A 15707-nucleotide genomic window follows, 5' to 3' on the forward strand; every position below is an offset into this window, starting at 1 on the left:
GGGGTCGTCGTCATTCCTGCCCAGGGTTCTCCTCGTCCGACGGCGCCTGCTCCGTCTCGGTGTCGGGTCCCTGCGCCCGTACGCGCTGGACGTGTTCCAGTGAGTCCCGCAGTTCGGTGAGCCAGTCGTCGGTATGCCGCTGGACCAGGCGGACACACCAGGCGAGGGCGTCGCTGCGGCTGCGGGCGACCCCGCCCGCGATGAGGGTGTCGAGGACCTGGCGCTCGGGCTGGCGCAGCCGGGTCATGACGGGCGCGGCCACATGGGTGAACAGCGCGCGCTGCCCGCCGCACTCCACGCCCCAGGAGACCTTCCGGCCGAACCGGTGCTCGGCCTCGCGGGCCACCGCGATCCGGGCCTCCCGGGTGCGTTCCCGGAACTCCTGGACCCGGCCCTGCACCGCGGCCTCCCGCTCGGCGGCCGTGGCGTCCTCGGCCAGCCGGGGTTCGGGGATGCGGCCGATCACGGTGATCTCCTCGCGGTCGACCGTGACCTCGGTCAGGGACTCGAAGAGGTCGTCGGGCAGTCGGCCGGCGAACCAGCCGCGCAGCTTCTCTCGTTGCTCTGTAGTAATCATGTAATCACGATTACTCGGCTCGAACATGAACACAAGGGGTCGCAGAGGAGTCCGCTCATGGCAGAAGCGGAATGTTTCAGGACTATTAACGAGGAGGGGCGAATCAGCCATTTGGCCGGTTGGACCGATCAAGAACCGCCAGGTTTCGGGGTTGGAGCGTTCGGAGTCCGTAACTTCACGCCACTGATTCAATACGCAAGGTTACTGAAACCCACGGGGTCGATGTGTGTTTCGGCGGCGGACTCGGCAGACTCGCGGTCGCCGCTCCCGGGCACAACCCGGCCGGACGCGGCACACCTCGATCAGCGGAAGGATGCACACAATGCGGAACACCGCGCGCTGGGCAGCGACCCTCGGCCTCACGGCCGCCACCATCTGCGGACCCCTCACCGGGGCCACCCTCGCCGCCCCCGCCGCCGCACCGGCTTCGCTCTACGCCCCGTCGGCCCTGGTGCTCACCACGGGCCACGGCGAGAGCGCGGCCCTCACCACCCCCGAACGGGCGGTCACCCTGAGCTGCGCGCCCACGGCCTCCGGCACCCACCCTGCCCCGGCCCAGGCCTGCGCCGAACTGCGGCTTGCCGACGGGGACTTCAATGCCCTGGACGTCAGGGACGACGTGATGTGCACCAAGGAGTACAACCCCGTGGTCGTCACCGTGGACGGTGTCTGGCGGGGCCAGCGTGTCTCCTATGAGCGCACCTTCGCCAACGAGTGCGTGAAGACCTCCTTCGGAGTGAGCGTCTTCGCGTTCTGAGGAGCCGGGATCGCGTGGCCCCCGTGAACATGATGAGGCCGCAGATGGGGAGTGCGAGCCCATGTCACGGGTCCGTGCGATCTCGCACCGGGGGCCGGCGGGCGGAGTGGGGCCGCCCGCCGGTACCCCGGTTCACTGTTCAGCTCCTGGCCGTCGCACTCGTCGTCGCGATGCGCAGGGGCACCGGATCGCGAAGGCCGGGCTCCTCGTTGCGGCGGTTGATCTCCGCCCACCAGGAGGGACCGTCCTCGATATGGCGCAGCAGAACGCCCTCGCGGATCGCCCAGGGGCAGATCGTGACCGTTTCGAGGCCGGTCAGTTTCATCGCGGTGTGTCCGACCACCGCGCCGGCCAGGCTCTGCGCGGCACGTGGTGCGGAGATGCCGGGCAGCAGGGCCCGCTCGGTGGCGGGGAGGGCGGCCAGCCGGACGATCGCCTCACCCAGGTCCGAGCGGTGCAACCGCCGCTCCGTGAACGGGCCGTGCCGTCCGGGCGGGGCACCGCACAGCCGCCCCAGCTGCTGGAAGGTGCGTGAGGTGGCCACCGCCGTAAGGGGCCCCTCCCAGCGGATCCGCGCCGCCACATCGCGCAGCTGGTGGCGGACCTTGCGGCGCAGTGCTCGTATCACATCGGGCGGCGGCGGGTCCTGGCCCTCGAAGAACTCGTGGGTGAGCCGGCTCGCACCGAGCGGCAGTGAGGCCACGAAGTCCGGTAACCGGCCGCGTCCGAAGGCCACTTCGAGCGAGCCGCCACCGATGTCCAGCAGGGCGAGCGGTCCCGAGCGCCAGCCCATCCAGCGCCGGGCCCCGAGAAACGTGAGCTCGGCCTCGACCTCGCCCGGCACGGTGCACAGCATGACCCCGGTCCGGGTCCGGACGGTGCGCAGCACCTCCTGACGGTTCGGGGCGCTGCGCACGACGGCGGTCGCGAAGGCCAAGGGGCCGGCCGCTCCCCACCGGGCCGCGGTCCTGCTCGCCTCGTCGACCGCGTCCACGAGCCGTTCCACGGCCTGCTCGGGTACCGGTTCCCCGGGCCGCACCTCAGCCGACAGCCTCAGACGCCACTTGGCGGTGTGCACCGGCAGGGGCACACCGCCTTTCGCGTCCGCCACCACGAGTCTGACCGTGTTCGACCCCACGTCCACCACGCTGATTCGCATGGACCGGTGAGTACCCGCTCGCGGGACGTCCCAACAGGGACTCACTCCGGGTGCCACGGCGTGAGCCGCGGCCACCAGCCCGGCACCGCACGCCGGTAACGCTCGTACTCGGCGCCGAACCTGCGGGTCAGGACGGGCTCCTCGTACCACTTCGCGAACCCCGCCATGAGCAACCAGGCGCACCCGCCGTACACGAACAGGACCGGCCGGGCGAGCAGCAGGCCCTGGCCCGCGATCGCGGCCACCACCGCCAGATACATCGGGTTGCGCACATGCCGGTACAGGCCGCCCACCACAAGGTGTTCGGGGGGCGCCACCGGCGCCGGGGTGCCCAGACCCTCCACCACGAACCGTACGTAGGCGGTCAGCAGGACCGCCGCGCCGGCCGCCAGAGGCACCAGCCCCAGCAGCCGCAAGGGCAGCCACCAGTCACCGCCCCGCCACCCGGTCAGCCACCACGGCAGCATTACGACCACGGTGCCGGGAGCGAGCACGAGGAACAGCAGCGTGCCGAGGGCCGCCGACGACTTGCGCACACCGCCACCATGCAGGACCGTGCGACCCGGCACAAGAGTTGAACATGTTCAGAAAGGGTGTCGGCATGACGGGGCGTGATCGCCGAGCGATGGAATCGAGGGGAAAGCCGTGCCGACCCACTCGTCCGGCCTTGCCTCAGGACGGTATGCGGTGTTCGTCGCCTGTCTGCTCGCGCTCGCGGGATGCAACCCGCATATGTACGACGAAGTGCCCGCGCTGCATGACGCGAAGCCGGCAGAGGTATCGGGGTCATGGCTCGGCCACGACCGGACGCACGTCGTCCTCCGGCCTGACGGGAGGGCCGACATCCGTCTCCTGGACGGGCAGGAGTGGGACTTCGACGACAGGTGGCGCCTGTCGGGGACGGGAACCTGGAAGCTGACCGACCGGCGGACCGGGTGGAACGACGGTCAGCATGTCCGGCTGACCCTCATCTCACGCACCGGGGTGGCGGCTCGTGCGCCGGAGCCCGGCGAGCGTCTCGGCCCGCCTGCGGACGGATCTCAGGCACCCGACACCTACACATGGACGTTCGAGTTGGAGCGCGACGACAAGGAAACGCTCAGGCTCTACTTCATCTTCGGCGACCCGGACTCGCGCAGCACTTACACCTTGGAGAGAGAAGTGCCCTAGCAATGCGGGGATCGATGTGCTCCGTTGCTCGTTCGGGTGCACACCTTGTGCAGGTTTCGTCAGCCGTGCCCAGGATTGACCTTGCGATCCGTTCCCTGATGAAAGCGAAAGACCATGCCGACGTATGTCACGTTGCTGAATTGGACCGATCAAGGGATCCGGCAGTACAAGGACACCGCACAGCGTGCGGAGGCCTTCGCCGCAGCGGCGCAGAACCTCGGGGTGACGCTCTCGAACCTCTACTGGACCGTCGGTTCGTACGACCTCGTGGCCGTTGTCGAGGCGCCCGACGACGAAACCGCCACCGCGGCGCTCCTGCAACTCGGCGGGGCGGGCAACGTCCGGAGCACGACCTTGCGAGCCTTCGGCCGGGAGGAGATCGATCGCATCATCGCCAAGGCCGCCGGCTGATGGCTCCAGGCATGGGTGCGGATGTCAGGCAGGCCGAGCACGATCGCCGACGTCGTCGCCCGGCTCGCCCCGTACCGCGGGACTGATCCACCATGTCCGCCGACCTCACCGGTACCTGTCTGACCCTGGACGACGGCCGCCCCGCCGTCCGGTTCAGCCGTATCCACGACCATCCGATCGACCGTGTCTGGCGGTTCGTCACCGACCCCGGGGAACTGGTCCACTGGTTCCCGTCCCGCGCCGACGTCGACCTGCGCCCCGGCGGCTCGATCCGGTTCAGCGGCGACCCCGACATGCCGGAGTCGACCGGCCGGGTCCTCGCGGTGGACGCGCCCCGGCACCTGTCCTTCGCCTGGGGCGGCGACGAACTGCACTTCGATCTCGAAGCGGTCGACGAGCAGCGCACCCGCTTCACCCTCACCAACGTTCTCGAGGCCGAGAACACCGCCGCCCGCACCGCCGCCGGCTGGGAGGTGTGCCTCGCCGCACTCGACGCGTTGGCACGCGGCGAGCGCTTCGAGGGCCCGCACGCCGGAGCCGGGGCTCCCTGGCAGGAGTTCTACGACGGTTACGTCGCCGCCAGTGTCCCCTCCGGCGCGCCCGTCCCGGGCCTCGACGACGCCTGAGGTGTCACGCCAACTGGCGCCGCACCAGCTCGTGCAGCCGCCCGCCCGTGTCCGCGAGCAGCCGCGCGGGCGGGCCCTGCTGGGCGATCCTGCCGTTCTCCATCACGATGACGCGGTCGGCGTCCAGCACCGTCGAAAGGCGGTGCGCGATGACGATGCGCGTGGCGCTGAGCTTGCGGGTGCTCTCGATGACCGTGCGCTGGGTGTCGTTGTCCAGCGCGCTGGTCGCCTCGTCGAAGAAGAGGATGCGCGGGCGGCGGATCAACGCCTGGGCGATCATGAGACGTTGGCGCTGCCCGCCGGAGACCGCGCCGCTGCCCGACACGATCGTGTGCAGCCCCATCGGCATCCGCCGGATGTCCTCGGCGAGCCCCGCCATCTCCGCCGCCGCCATCGCCTCCTCCGGCGTGCAGGGTTCGGTGCCGCGGATGACGTCCAGGAGGGAGCCGGTGAACGGCTGCGCGTGCTGGAGCACCACCCCGCACTGCCGCCGCACCGCCGAATGGTCGAGGGCGGCCAGGTCCTGACCGTCGTACAGGACGCTGCCCGAGACCGGCCGGTCGAAGCCGATCAGCAGTCTGAGCAGGGTCGACTTCCCGCAGCCGCTGGGGCCGACGATCGCCACGAACTCGCCGGGCCCCACCTCGAACGAGACGTCGTCGAGGACCAGCGGACCGTCGTCCGCGTACCGGAACGACAGCCGGCGCGCCTCGACCGCCCCGGACAGCGGACCGGGCCGGGTGCTCCCGGTGCGCACCTCGGGCGTCGCCGCCAGCACCGGCTCGATCTCCTCGAACAGCGGCAGCGCGGCCACCGCCGACACGAAGGCGCCGGTCAGCTGGGTGACCGAGGTCAGGAGCATCGTGACCGAGGTGTTGAAGGTGAGGAACGCGGCCGCCGACATCGTCCCGCGCGCCGGGCCCGCGAGCAGCATGAACATCAGCAGGGTGCACACCGGGAGGTACACCGCGCCCAGGACCGTCGTCAGATTCTTGACGCGGCCCACCTTCTGCTGGAGCTCACGGCTGCGCGCGAACTGTGACGCCCACGCCGCGTAGGCGTAGTTCTCGGCCGCCGCCACTCGCAGCTTCGGCAGCCCGCGCAGCGTCTGGAACGCCTGGTTGTTCAGCTTGTTGCCGAGCACCACCAGACGTCGCTGCCCGCGCACCTGCCACAGCCCGAGGCCCAGGAACAGCGCGGCGATCACGACGAGCAGGCCGGTCGCCGCGAGCGCCATCGGCACGCTGTACCACAGCAGCAGCCCGAGGTTCATCGCTCCCACGGTCACCGACTGGGCGACCACCGGCCCGACTCCCGCCAGCAGCCGGCGGATCGAGCTGATGCCCATCGCCGCGCTCGCCAGCTCGCCCGTGGACCGCTGGGTGAAGAACGTCGTCGGCAGCCTCAACAGCCTGTCCCAGACGGTCGGCTGGAGCGTGGCCTCGATCCGGCCCTCCAGCCGCAGGATCGTCAGATTCTGCAGCAGCATGAACGCCGCCGCCACCACACTGCTGATCATCACGGCCAGACCGACCTGCGTGATCAGCCCCTGCTCGGCCTTCGGCACATACTCGCCGAGCACCTTGCCCGTGGCGATCGGCACCAGCGCGCCGATCGCCACCGTGACCAGACCGCTGATCAGAAGGTTCGTCAGATCACCGGCCATGCCCCGGGTGCTGAACCTCAGCAGCCCGAGCGGACCGAGCCGCCGCTCGGGAAGCGGGCGGTAGAACATCACCGCGCGCGGCTCGAACTCCTCCGCGTTGGCCTTCTCGACCGGCGTCTCACGTCCGGTCGCCGGGTGCACCGCCACATATCCGCCGCGCCGCCACAGCAGTGCCACCGGAGCCCCGGACAGGGCCCGGTGACCGACCAGGGGACCGATGTTCTCCCGCCACCAGCGGCCGTCCAGCCGTACGGTCCTGGTGCGGACGCGGGAGGCGAGGGCGACCCGCTCGACGGGGTCCAGGCGGTCGCTGCCGGCGCTGCTGTGCCCGGGCTCGGCGAGCGTGATCCCGGCTGCCCGGGCGACCAGCCTGCAGGCCGCGTAGGAGGCGTCCGCGTCGGCGGCCGTCGTGGGCCTGGCCGACTGCGTGCCGATGGACGCGAGCAGCGTCCGGTCGGCCTGGGCACGCACCGCCTCACCGGCCTTGATTCCGGCGGCCGTCCGGGTCTCGTGGGTGCGCTCGACCTGCTCGATCCAGCGGTCCAGCGTGGTCAGCAGCCGGTACTGCTGGTCGACCATGCTCTGCCAGACGGCCGGGTCCATCAGCAGGTCGGCCGCCGCCTCCGCGCCGTACAGCGAGCCGTACTGCACGCTGCCCGGCGGCACCTGCATCCAGAACACATCGTCGTCGGTGAGCGCGGCGGCGGCCTGCTCGGTGGCCATCGGGGCCTGGAAGAGGATCGACAGACTGCGGCCGACGCCGAGCGCGAGCGCGTACTCCAGGGGGCTCGTCGTGGGGGGTACGTACTGGGGGTTGCCGTACTCGTCGTACGACCAGCTCTGCGTGCCGGCGGGCTGGTACAGCTCGCGCAGCCCGATGCGGTGCACCACGCAGTCCCTGAGAGGGCGGGCGACAAGGGTGTGCTGGGGGCCCGCGACCGGACCGAGCAGCAGCGAGCCCGCCTCCAGCCGGCCGAGGTGGTGCCAGTGGCCCTGCTGCCCGGCGTCGACCGCGAACAGGTCCATGGCGCCCGCCGCGACCAGCCACAGTACCTGCGGGCCCTCCAGGTCGAGCCGGTTGAATCCGGAACAGTCGACGGGCGTGCCCGTCGACCCCAGCGCACCGAGCACGAGATCGCCTTCGCCGACGGTCGTCATCCGGCCGCTCACCGCTCCCTGACCAGCGCTGCGTACGCGCCCCCGTGGGCCATCAGTTCCTCGTGCCGGCCGCGCTCCACGATCGTGCCGTGCTGGAGTACGACGATCTCGTCGCTGTCGCGGACGGTGCTGAGCCGGTGCGCGATCACCACACAGGCGCAGCCGCGCCTGCGCAGATTGTCCATGACGGTCAGTTCGGTCTCGGCGTCCAGTGCGCTCGTCACCTCGTCCAGCACCAGGATGCTGGGCCCGCGCACCAACGCCCGGGCGATCTCCAGGCGTTGGCGCTGCCCACCGGAGAAGTTGCGGCCGTCCTGCTCCACCCGGCTGTGGATGCCGCCGGGGCGGCGCATGACCACGTCGTACAGCGCCGCGTCCCGCAGCGCGTCGACCACCGCGTCGTCCGGGATCGACGGATCCCACAGCGCCACGTTGTCGCGGACCGAGCCCTCGAAGAGGAACACGTCCTGGTCGACGAAGGAGACGGAGGCCGCGAGCGCGCCGCGCGGGATGTCCTCCAGCCGCCGGCCGTCGATGCGGATCACCCCGTCCCACGGGGCGTAGAGGCCCGAAATCAGCCGGGAGACCGTGGACTTGCCGCTGCCGGAGCCGCCGACCAGGGCGACCTGCTGCCCGGGCCCGACGGTCAGGCCGAAGCCCGTCAGCAGCGGCTTGTCGAGCGGGTTGTAGCCGAAGGTGATGTTCTCCAGCTCGACATGGCCGTGCAGCCGATGTGCGGAGGCGCCCGCGCCTGGCCGGCCGTGGAGCGGGTCGGCCCGGAAGTTCTCCACGTCCTTCAGCCGGGCCACGTCGGCGGCGAAGTCCTGGATACGGCCCGCCACGCCGTTGAGCCGGGTGATCGGGGCGGTGAAGCGGGTGACCAGCGCCTGGAAGGCGACCAGCAGGCCGACCGAGATGCCGCCCTCCACCGCCCGCAGCCCGCCGATCCAGAGGATGAGCGCGCTGTTGAGCGTCGCGAGCGTCGGCGCGACCACACCCAGCCAGGCGCCGGGCACGCCGAGCCGCTGCTGCTCCTCCAGCGTCGTGGCGTGCTGTCCGGCCCACTTGCGGAAGTAGCCGTCCTCACCGCCGGTCGCCTTCATCGTCTCGATCAACTGCAGCCCGGTGTATGCGGTGTTGGCCAGCCGGGCGCTGTCGGCGCGTAGCTTCGCCGTACGGGTCGCGCGCAGCCGTACGACGATCCGCAGGGCGATCACATTCAGCAGGGCCACGCCGATGCCGAGGCAGGTGAGCTGGGGGTCGTAGGTGAACAGCAGTGCCGCGTAGAGCACCACGACCACGGCGTCCACCCCGGCCGCCGCCAGGTCGCGGGCCAGTGTCTCGGCCACGGCGTCGTTCGACTGGAGGCGCTGGACCAGATCGGCCGGGCTGCGCTGGGAGAAGAACGTGACCGGCAGCCGCAGCAGATGGCGCAGGAAGCGCGCGCTGGACAGCGTGGAGGAGATGAGGCGGCCGTGCAGCAGGTTCGCCTGCTGCAGCCAGGTCAGCACGAGGGTGAGCAGGACGCACGCCCCCATCGACGCGAACAGGACACCGAGCAGGGAGGTCCGACCCCTGATCAGGAACATGTCGATATAGGTACGGCTCAGCGCGGGCACGGCCGCGCCGACCGCCACCAGCAGCAGACTGGCCAGCACCGCCGCGGGCATGGTGCCCGCGGTCCCGCGCAGCCGGGCCGGCATGGCACCGAGAATGCCCGGCCTGCGGCCGCCCTTCTCGAAGTCCTCGCCCGGCTCCATCACCAGCACGACGCCGGTGAAGCTGCCGTCGAAGTCCTCCATCGGCACAAAACGCCGGCCCTTGCCGGGGTCGTTGACATACACGCCGCGGCGGCCGAAGCGGCGGCCCATGCCGTCGTAGACGACGTAGTGGTTGAACTCCCAGAACAGCACGGCGGGCGTGCGGACCCCGGCGAGGGCCGCCGTGTCCATCTGCATGCCCTTGGCCGTCAGACCGTAACTGCGGGCTGCCTTCAGCAGATTGCCGGCGCGCGAGCCGTCCCGGGAGACACCGCAGGCGATACGCAGCTCCTCCAGCGGGACATGCCGGCCGTAGTGGCCGAGCACCATCGCGAGGGAGGCGGCGCCGCACTCGACGGCCTCCATCTGGAGCACGGTCGGTGTGCGGACGGTCTTCACCCGGCCCGTGGGCACCGGGCGCTTCGCCGGGGCGGCGCGGCGCCTGCCCCGGGTGTCCTGTGCGGCACTCACGGCAGCAGCCAATCGACGGGACGCCGGCCGGGCAGCCGGATCGAGCCCGTGGCCATGGTCATGGAGGTGAGGGTGAACGGCGGGCCGTCCGCGGACGACCACGCGTAGCCGCTCTTCGTGCCCGGCGACCTGTCCAGCTTCACCAGGACCGCCACCGGCCGGCCGTCCCGGGTGAACTGCTCGCCGAGCTGGCTGTCGCCGAGGAAGGCGGCGATCTGCCGCGCGGACTGCGCGGAGCGGTCCACCGAGGTCACATGGCCGTGCAGCACGCCGTACTCCTCGGCGGGCACCGACTGGACGGTCAGGTCCACGGCGGCGTCCGCCGGCACGGACGCCGCCTTCTCGGCGGGGACGTACACCGTCGCGTAGAGCGGGTCGGAGGCGTGGGCGACCTTCTCCACGGCGGCGACGTCCGCGCCGGTCCGGATGATCTGGCCGATGGTCGCCGCGAGCGCGGTGACCCGGCCGGCGGCGACCGTGCGGACCACGGTCTCGCCCTCGGCCGTACGGACCTTGAGCACGGGCGAGTTCGCGGGCAGCCGCCGGCCCTCCTCGGTGAGGACCTCGGTCACCTGGCCCGCCACGGGGCTCTGCAGGACGTAACTGCCCCTCCCGTGCGTGAGGATGGCGGGCGCGCCGATGGTGGAGGCGACGGAGCCGGTGACGGCCCAGACGGACCCGGCCGCCATGACGGCCACCGTTGCGCAGAGGACCAGCCAGCCCCGGGGCCGGGCGAAGCGCACCGGAAGGTCGAGCTCTTCGGGCGACTGGAGCTTGGCGAGGGCCTGTTGGCGGAACTGCACGGAACTTCCCTCACCTGTGGGGGAGATCTTCTACGGCGGCCAGGAGCCCCGGAGCCGAAATGCCCCGGGACTTCTGGCACACGGTGCGATCAGAGACCGGAGACCAGGCCCGCGACCGGGGCGGTGTTCAGGCCGGTGACACCCTCGACGGTGCCGACGGCCGTGTTGGCCAGGCCGGAAACCGGGGCCACGCCGTCCACCAGGCCGGTGACGGTGCCGACGGAGTTCAGGTGCAGACCGCCGGAGACGTTGTCGAGCTCGGCGTCGGAGATCTCGACGGTCTCAACCTGGGGGGTGGAGTTCATGACGGAACATCCCTTCACATGGATATCTCATAAGGGGGAGCGGCCCCCTCTGGGGACAGACGACGGCCGCGGCCGCAGGCGCCGGGCGCCACTTCCACAAGCCCTTCGCGGCCCCCGCGGTGCGATGGATCAAAGCACGCCGTGAGCGCGCCCTTCCAATCAACCAGCCCTCTCACCAGGGAACTTGAACCCCAGGAGTACCGATCCGTGCAGGCATGCGCACGCCTCGGCGTCGAGTTCTTCACATGCGGCACCGCATCGGCCCGTACCACCCCTTGCCGTGGCGACGGCGAATCCGGCACTCCGCACCAATGGAGTGACGGGCACCCGAGGCATGTGCAGATCCGTCGTCGCCGGTGACTTGGTTGAGCATTGAATGTGCAGATTCACTGAAGCCGGGATTCCGCTCCGTATTCGCCACGGACCGCAGCCGCCCGGTTGCCGACCGTGTCAGCCGAGCAGTGCGTACACGGTGCTCGCCCGCGCCGCGACATGACCTGACACCTCGTCGGTCATCGTGATGTCCGCGAACGCCATGCGCCGCCCGAGTTTGGTGATCACCGACTGGATCAGGACATCCGAATGGGTCACCGCGCGCTGGAAGGTCGTGGACTGCTGCACGGTCGTCATCGGCCCGTAGCCGCCCCGGGCGGCCGACACGGCGATCACGGTGGCGGTGTCGGCGGCGGCCATCAGAGCCTGCCCCGACAGTGCGCCGCCCTCCCGGGCCAGCGCCGCTGACCAGGGAAGTCGCAGCGTCGCGCGGTCGTCCTCCAGGGCCTCGACCGTCAGGCCCAGGGCGAGCACCCAGGGGGCGAAGTTGTCGGAGAGGATCTTGTCGGCTTCGGCGGTGGTCATCGTCATATGGGGGATTCTTCCCGGCGCCGGCCCGCCGGACCCGGCAATGGCCGATTCGGTGTTTCGCCAAGCGAGTTGGCCATCGGAATTGAACGCCCCACGTGACTCCTGCGTACCCATGGCCATCCAGGCGCCCCGAACAGCTGCCGAACGGCGGCCCAGACTCCGGTCCCCCCAGGAGGATGAGAAGTTTGAGTCACAAGCGAATTCCGAAGCGCAAGGCCGCGATTGCGGCGGGCAGTGTGGCGGCGCTCGGAGCGGCCGCTCTGTTGCTCCCGAACGCCAACGCCTCCCAGGACGGCGCGTCGGACGCTGCCGCCGCCCCCAAGACCATGAAGGCGGGGGACGCCTCGGACCTCGCCGCGCAGCTCCAGCAACTGCTCGGCGACGCCTTCGCGGGCTCCTACTACGACGCCGACAGCCAGCAGCTCGTCGTCAATGTCATACCGGGCGACAAGAACAATGTGATCGTCCAGGCGAAGAAGGCGGGCGCGAAGGTCCGCGAGGTCGAGAACAGCCTCGCCGAACTCGCCTCGGGTGCGCAGACCCTGAAGGCGAAGGCGACCATCCCCGGCACGGCCTGGGCGGTCGACCCGAAGACGAACAAGATCCTGGTCACCGCCGACAGCACGGTCACCGGCGCCAAGTGGGACCGGCTCGAGTCGACCGTCGACACTCTCGGTTCCGGCATGGCGACCATCAAGAAGTCCGCCGGTACCTTCAAGACCTTCGTCTCGGGCGGTGACGCCATCTTCGCCGGCGGCGCGCGCTGCTCCCTCGGCTTCAATGTCACCGCGGGCGACGGCTCTCCCGCGTTCCTCACCGCCGGCCACTGCGGTGTGGCCGCCGAGCAGTGGTCGGACGCGCAGGACGGCCAGCCGATCGCCACCGTCGACCAGGCCACCTTCCCCGGCGAGGGCGACTTCGCGCTCGTCAAGTACGACGACCCGGCCACCCAGGCGCCGAGCGAGGTCAACGTCGGCAACGGCCAGACCGTCCAGATCGCCCAGGCCGCGGAGGCCACGGTCGGCGCGCAGGTCTTCCGGATGGGCAGCACCACCGGCCTGAACGACGGTCAGGTCCTCGGGCTCGACGCCACGGTGAACTACCCGGAGGGCACCGTCACCGGTCTCATCCAGACCGACGTGTGCGCCGAGCCCGGCGACAGCGGCGGCTCGCTGTTCACCCAGGACGGCAGCGCCATCGGTCTGACCTCGGGCGGCAGCGGCGACTGCACGTCCGGCGGCGAGACCTTCTTCCAGCCGGTCACCACCGCCCTGGAGGCGGTCGGCGCCACACTCGGCGATGGCGGCGCGGGCGACCAGGCCGGCGGTGGCGCTGGCGACCAGGCCGGTGGCGGTGCAGGCGACCAGGCGGGCGGCGAGCAGGGCGGCGGCCAGGGAGTCGGCGGCGAGCAGGCGGGCGGCGAGCAGGCCGGCGGTCAGGAAGTAGGCGGCGGCCAGGAAGCAGGCGGCGGCCAGGAAGTCGGCGGCGACGCAGTCGGCGGTGAACAGGCCGGCGAGGAAGCCGGAGCGGGCGACGGCGGGCAGGCGCAGACGCACTGACCCGACGGTACGACTGGTTCGGCCTTGGTCCGAACCCCGGTCAGGTCCGGCCCTCCGGCGGGAGGTCCGGACCTCGGCGTGTCGGGGGCGGTGGCCGGCGTCAGTCGTCCGGCTGAGCCCGCAGCAGCAGAAGTGCCACGTCGTCGAGGCGCTCCCGCGTGGCCACGCTGTGCCGGACGAGATGGTCGGCCAGCTCGTCCAGCGGCAGCTGCCCGGCCTCGCTGAGCAACTCCCCGAGGTCGGCGAGGGCGTCCTCGATGTCGGTCCCCGGCGCCTCGATCAGCCCGTCGGTGTAGAGGGCGAGCACAGAGCCGGGGGCGAGGTCGACGTCCGTCGTCGGATACGGCGCCGAACCGTCGATGCCGAGCAGCGGCCCGCCGGCCAGGTCGAGCACCCGGACCTTGCCGTCCGGGCGTCTCAGCAACGGCGGCGGATGACCCGCCCGGGCCATCACGGCCTTCCCGCGCGCCGGATCGAGCCGCAGATACAGACAGCTGGCGAACCGGTCCGAACCGAGGTCGATGAGCAGCCGGTTGGTGCTGCGCATGACGTCCCCGGGCGCCTGGCCGACGGTCGTGTACGCGCGGACGGCGGTACGGATCTGCCCCATCAGCCCCGCCGCGGTCACGTTGTGGCCCTGCACGTCCCCGATCACCGCGGCGGCCGCCACGCCGTGGGTGGGCACCAGGTCGTAGAAGTCACCGCCGATGTCCATCCCCTGTGTCGCCGGGAGATAGCGGGCGGCCGCGTCGATGCCGGACAGCCGGGGCAGCGAATGCGGCAGCAGGGCCTCCTGCAGACCGTGCGCCACCTGGTGCTTTGCGTCGTAGAGCAGTGCCCGCTCCAGCGCCTGGGCGATCAGCCCGCCGAGGCTGGTCAGCACCGCCCGTTCGTCCGCGGGGAAGGCATGCGGCTCGGCGTAGGCGAGCACACAGGTGCCCACCGGACGGCCCGAGGCGATCAGCGGGAGATAGGCCCAGGCGGCGAAGCCGTCCGGGGTCGTCTGCTGGAGCGGATACAGACGCTCCAACTGCTGCCGGGATTCGAAGAACGCGGGCACCCCGGTCGTCAGGACCTGTGCGCCCGGGGTCTGTTCGGCCAGCGGCTGTCCGTCGAACTGCTCCACGGTGTGCGCGTCCGGATAGCCGCGGTGCCCCAGCACATGCAGCCGGCCCGCCCGTGACCCGAGGACGACGAGCGCCTGGCTGCCGACGGCCGGGACGATCTCGTCCGCGACCAGCTGCACCACGTCCTGCACGGTCACCGCCTCGGTGAGCGCGCCGGCCAGCCCCAGCACCTGGGTGATGGTGACCAGCCGGGGACGGAAGTCGCCAGGCTGTGGCTCCGCCCGGTTCATCTCCGCCACGGCCCGGGCCCTGCTGATGCGCACACTGAGCCCGGTGGTGCTCGGATACAGACGGAACGACAGCCACTCGCCGGGCGGGCGCAGCGCCACGAACGACGTGGTGTGCTGGCTGATCAGCGCGGCCCGGTAGCGGTCCTCGTAGGCGGGGTCGTTGAGCCAGGGGACCGACGCCCACAACTGGGTGCCGAGCAGCTTGCTGACCGGGACGCCGATCAGCTCGGCCGCCGCCGCGTTGGCGAAGCTGATCCGGCCGTGCAGATCGAGCGAGCACAGCCCGTACGGCAGCCGCGCCACCATCCGAGCCGCCTCCACCGTGCCGAGCGTGCCGGCCGCGCCGCCCAGCGGCGACCCGCCGACGAGATCGGGCTCGGGCGGCAGCGGACGGCTCTCCTCCAGCGTCCGCTCCAGCCGCTTCGCGAGCCGGCCGCAGGCCGCGGTGAGATGGTCGCGCTCACGGTCCGACAGCTCCGGGGGATGGGAACCCGGCCAGGTCACGAAGATCGCGCCGTACGCCGTGGTCTCGGTCGCGACCGGCAGCGCGGCCAGCGCGAAGGGATACGGCAGCACGACCGCGATCCGCGGATAGCGGGCCGCCATGTCCTCCTCGCCGCCGACCCAGATCAGCCGCCGCTCGCGCACCGCCTCGGCCACCGGGATCGGCGCGCTCAGCCCCACCCGCTCCCAGGGCGCCGCGAAAGCACGGGGCAGACCGGCCATCACGGCCATCTCCAGCACGGGCTCGCCGGCCGCCAGCAGGTACACCGCCCCCGAGTGCGCGTGGACCTCGTCCATCATCGAGGCCAGCGCCAGGGACAGCAGCGGCCGGCCGACCCGCGTCCGGGCGGCTGCCGGGGCCTGGGCGGACGTCTGTCCGCCGGACGTATGCCCGTCGGACACGCCGACCACCTCCTCGTACGGCCGCGCGACGGGTTCCAAGCATCAAATCTCCCTCTTGGCGGCTCCTCGCGCACGGCGAGAGCGGCGGAGCGTACGGAACCGGCTCGGGAGGGGTACCGGAGGGGGGCCACCATGAGGTGCTCCGGGTACCCGCGCGC

General features: G+C 71.3%; 14 protein-coding genes. 5 read left to right on the forward strand and 9 right to left on the reverse strand.

The features are described from left to right. Positions 1-10: 10 nt before the first annotated feature. Positions 11-577: a hypothetical protein gene (locus F7R91_RS36225; protein ID WP_150957170.1), complete on the reverse strand. Its 567-nt coding sequence runs from the start codon at positions 575-577 to the stop codon at positions 11-13. A 322-nt stretch (positions 578-899) separates the two neighbouring features. Here F7R91_RS36225 and F7R91_RS36230 point away from each other — a divergent pair, with 322 nt between their 5' ends. After that, entirely contained in the window at positions 900-1334 is a 435-nt protein-coding gene (locus tag F7R91_RS36230; RefSeq protein WP_150957173.1) for a protease inhibitor, read from the forward strand. A gap of 139 nt (positions 1335-1473) precedes the next feature. On the opposite strand, the gene F7R91_RS36235 is transcribed toward F7R91_RS36230, so the two are convergent. Together F7R91_RS36235 and F7R91_RS36240 are read right to left on the reverse strand one after the other, a co-directional pair. Next, positions 1474-2493: a Ppx/GppA phosphatase family protein gene (locus F7R91_RS36235; protein ID WP_150957176.1), complete on the reverse strand. Its 1020-nt coding sequence runs from the start codon at positions 2491-2493 to the stop codon at positions 1474-1476. Between the two features lie 41 nt (positions 2494-2534). Then, positions 2535-3029, reverse strand: a complete 495-nt coding sequence (locus tag F7R91_RS36240) for a methyltransferase family protein (RefSeq protein WP_150957179.1) — start codon at positions 3027-3029, stop codon at positions 2535-2537. 109 nt (positions 3030-3138) lie between these two features. On the opposite strand from F7R91_RS36240, the gene F7R91_RS36245 reads away from it, so the two are divergent. From F7R91_RS36245 to F7R91_RS36255, 3 genes are all read left to right on the forward strand, one after another. After that, positions 3139-3663 (forward strand): hypothetical protein, encoded by a 525-nt coding sequence (locus F7R91_RS36245; RefSeq protein ID WP_150957182.1) that lies wholly within the window; start codon positions 3139-3141, stop codon positions 3661-3663. Between the two features lie 114 nt (positions 3664-3777). Next, positions 3778-4074: a GYD domain-containing protein gene (locus tag F7R91_RS36250; protein ID WP_150957185.1), complete on the forward strand. Its 297-nt coding sequence runs from the start codon at positions 3778-3780 to the stop codon at positions 4072-4074. A 92-nt stretch (positions 4075-4166) separates the two neighbouring features. Next, on the forward strand, positions 4167-4700 hold the full coding sequence (locus tag F7R91_RS36255) for an SRPBCC family protein (protein ID WP_150957188.1): 534 nt from the start codon (positions 4167-4169) through the stop codon (positions 4698-4700). A gap of 4 nt (positions 4701-4704) precedes the next feature. On the opposite strand, the gene F7R91_RS36260 is transcribed toward F7R91_RS36255, so the two are convergent. The 5 genes from F7R91_RS36260 to F7R91_RS36280 all read right to left on the reverse strand — a co-directional run bounded on the left by F7R91_RS36260 (position 4705) and on the right by F7R91_RS36280 (position 11727). After that, positions 4705-7524, reverse strand: coding sequence for an NHLP bacteriocin export ABC transporter permease/ATPase subunit (locus tag F7R91_RS36260; RefSeq protein ID WP_150957191.1), 2820 nt, complete (start codon positions 7522-7524; stop codon positions 4705-4707). A gap of 8 nt (positions 7525-7532) precedes the next feature. Beyond that, positions 7533-9755: an NHLP family bacteriocin export ABC transporter peptidase/permease/ATPase subunit gene (locus F7R91_RS36265; RefSeq protein ID WP_150957193.1), complete on the reverse strand. Its 2223-nt coding sequence runs from the start codon at positions 9753-9755 to the stop codon at positions 7533-7535. Further along, entirely contained in the window at positions 9752-10558 is an 807-nt protein-coding gene (locus F7R91_RS36270) for an HlyD family efflux transporter periplasmic adaptor subunit (protein ID WP_150957195.1), read from the reverse strand. Before F7R91_RS36270 ends, F7R91_RS36265 begins: the two co-directional genes overlap by 4 nt. 89 nt (positions 10559-10647) lie before the next feature. Beyond that, positions 10648-10863, reverse strand: a complete 216-nt coding sequence (locus F7R91_RS36275; protein WP_150957198.1) for a type A2 lantipeptide — start codon at positions 10861-10863, stop codon at positions 10648-10650. A gap of 450 nt (positions 10864-11313) precedes the next feature. Next, positions 11314-11727: a PaaI family thioesterase gene (locus F7R91_RS36280; protein ID WP_150957201.1), complete on the reverse strand. Its 414-nt coding sequence runs from the start codon at positions 11725-11727 to the stop codon at positions 11314-11316. A 185-nt stretch (positions 11728-11912) separates the two neighbouring features. Here F7R91_RS36280 and F7R91_RS36285 point away from each other — a divergent pair, with 185 nt between their 5' ends. Then, positions 11913-13286, forward strand: coding sequence for a S1 family peptidase (locus tag F7R91_RS36285; protein WP_150957204.1), 1374 nt, complete (start codon positions 11913-11915; stop codon positions 13284-13286). Positions 13287-13386: 100 nt separating this feature from the next. On the opposite strand, the gene F7R91_RS36290 is transcribed toward F7R91_RS36285, so the two are convergent. Further along, entirely contained in the window at positions 13387-15558 is a 2172-nt protein-coding gene (locus F7R91_RS36290) for a SpoIIE family protein phosphatase (RefSeq protein WP_150957271.1), read from the reverse strand. Between the last annotated feature and the right edge of the window lie 149 nt (positions 15559-15707).

Source organism: Streptomyces luteolifulvus (assembly GCF_008806595.1).
Classification (GTDB): domain Bacteria; phylum Actinomycetota; class Actinomycetes; order Streptomycetales; family Streptomycetaceae; genus Streptomyces; species Streptomyces luteolifulvus.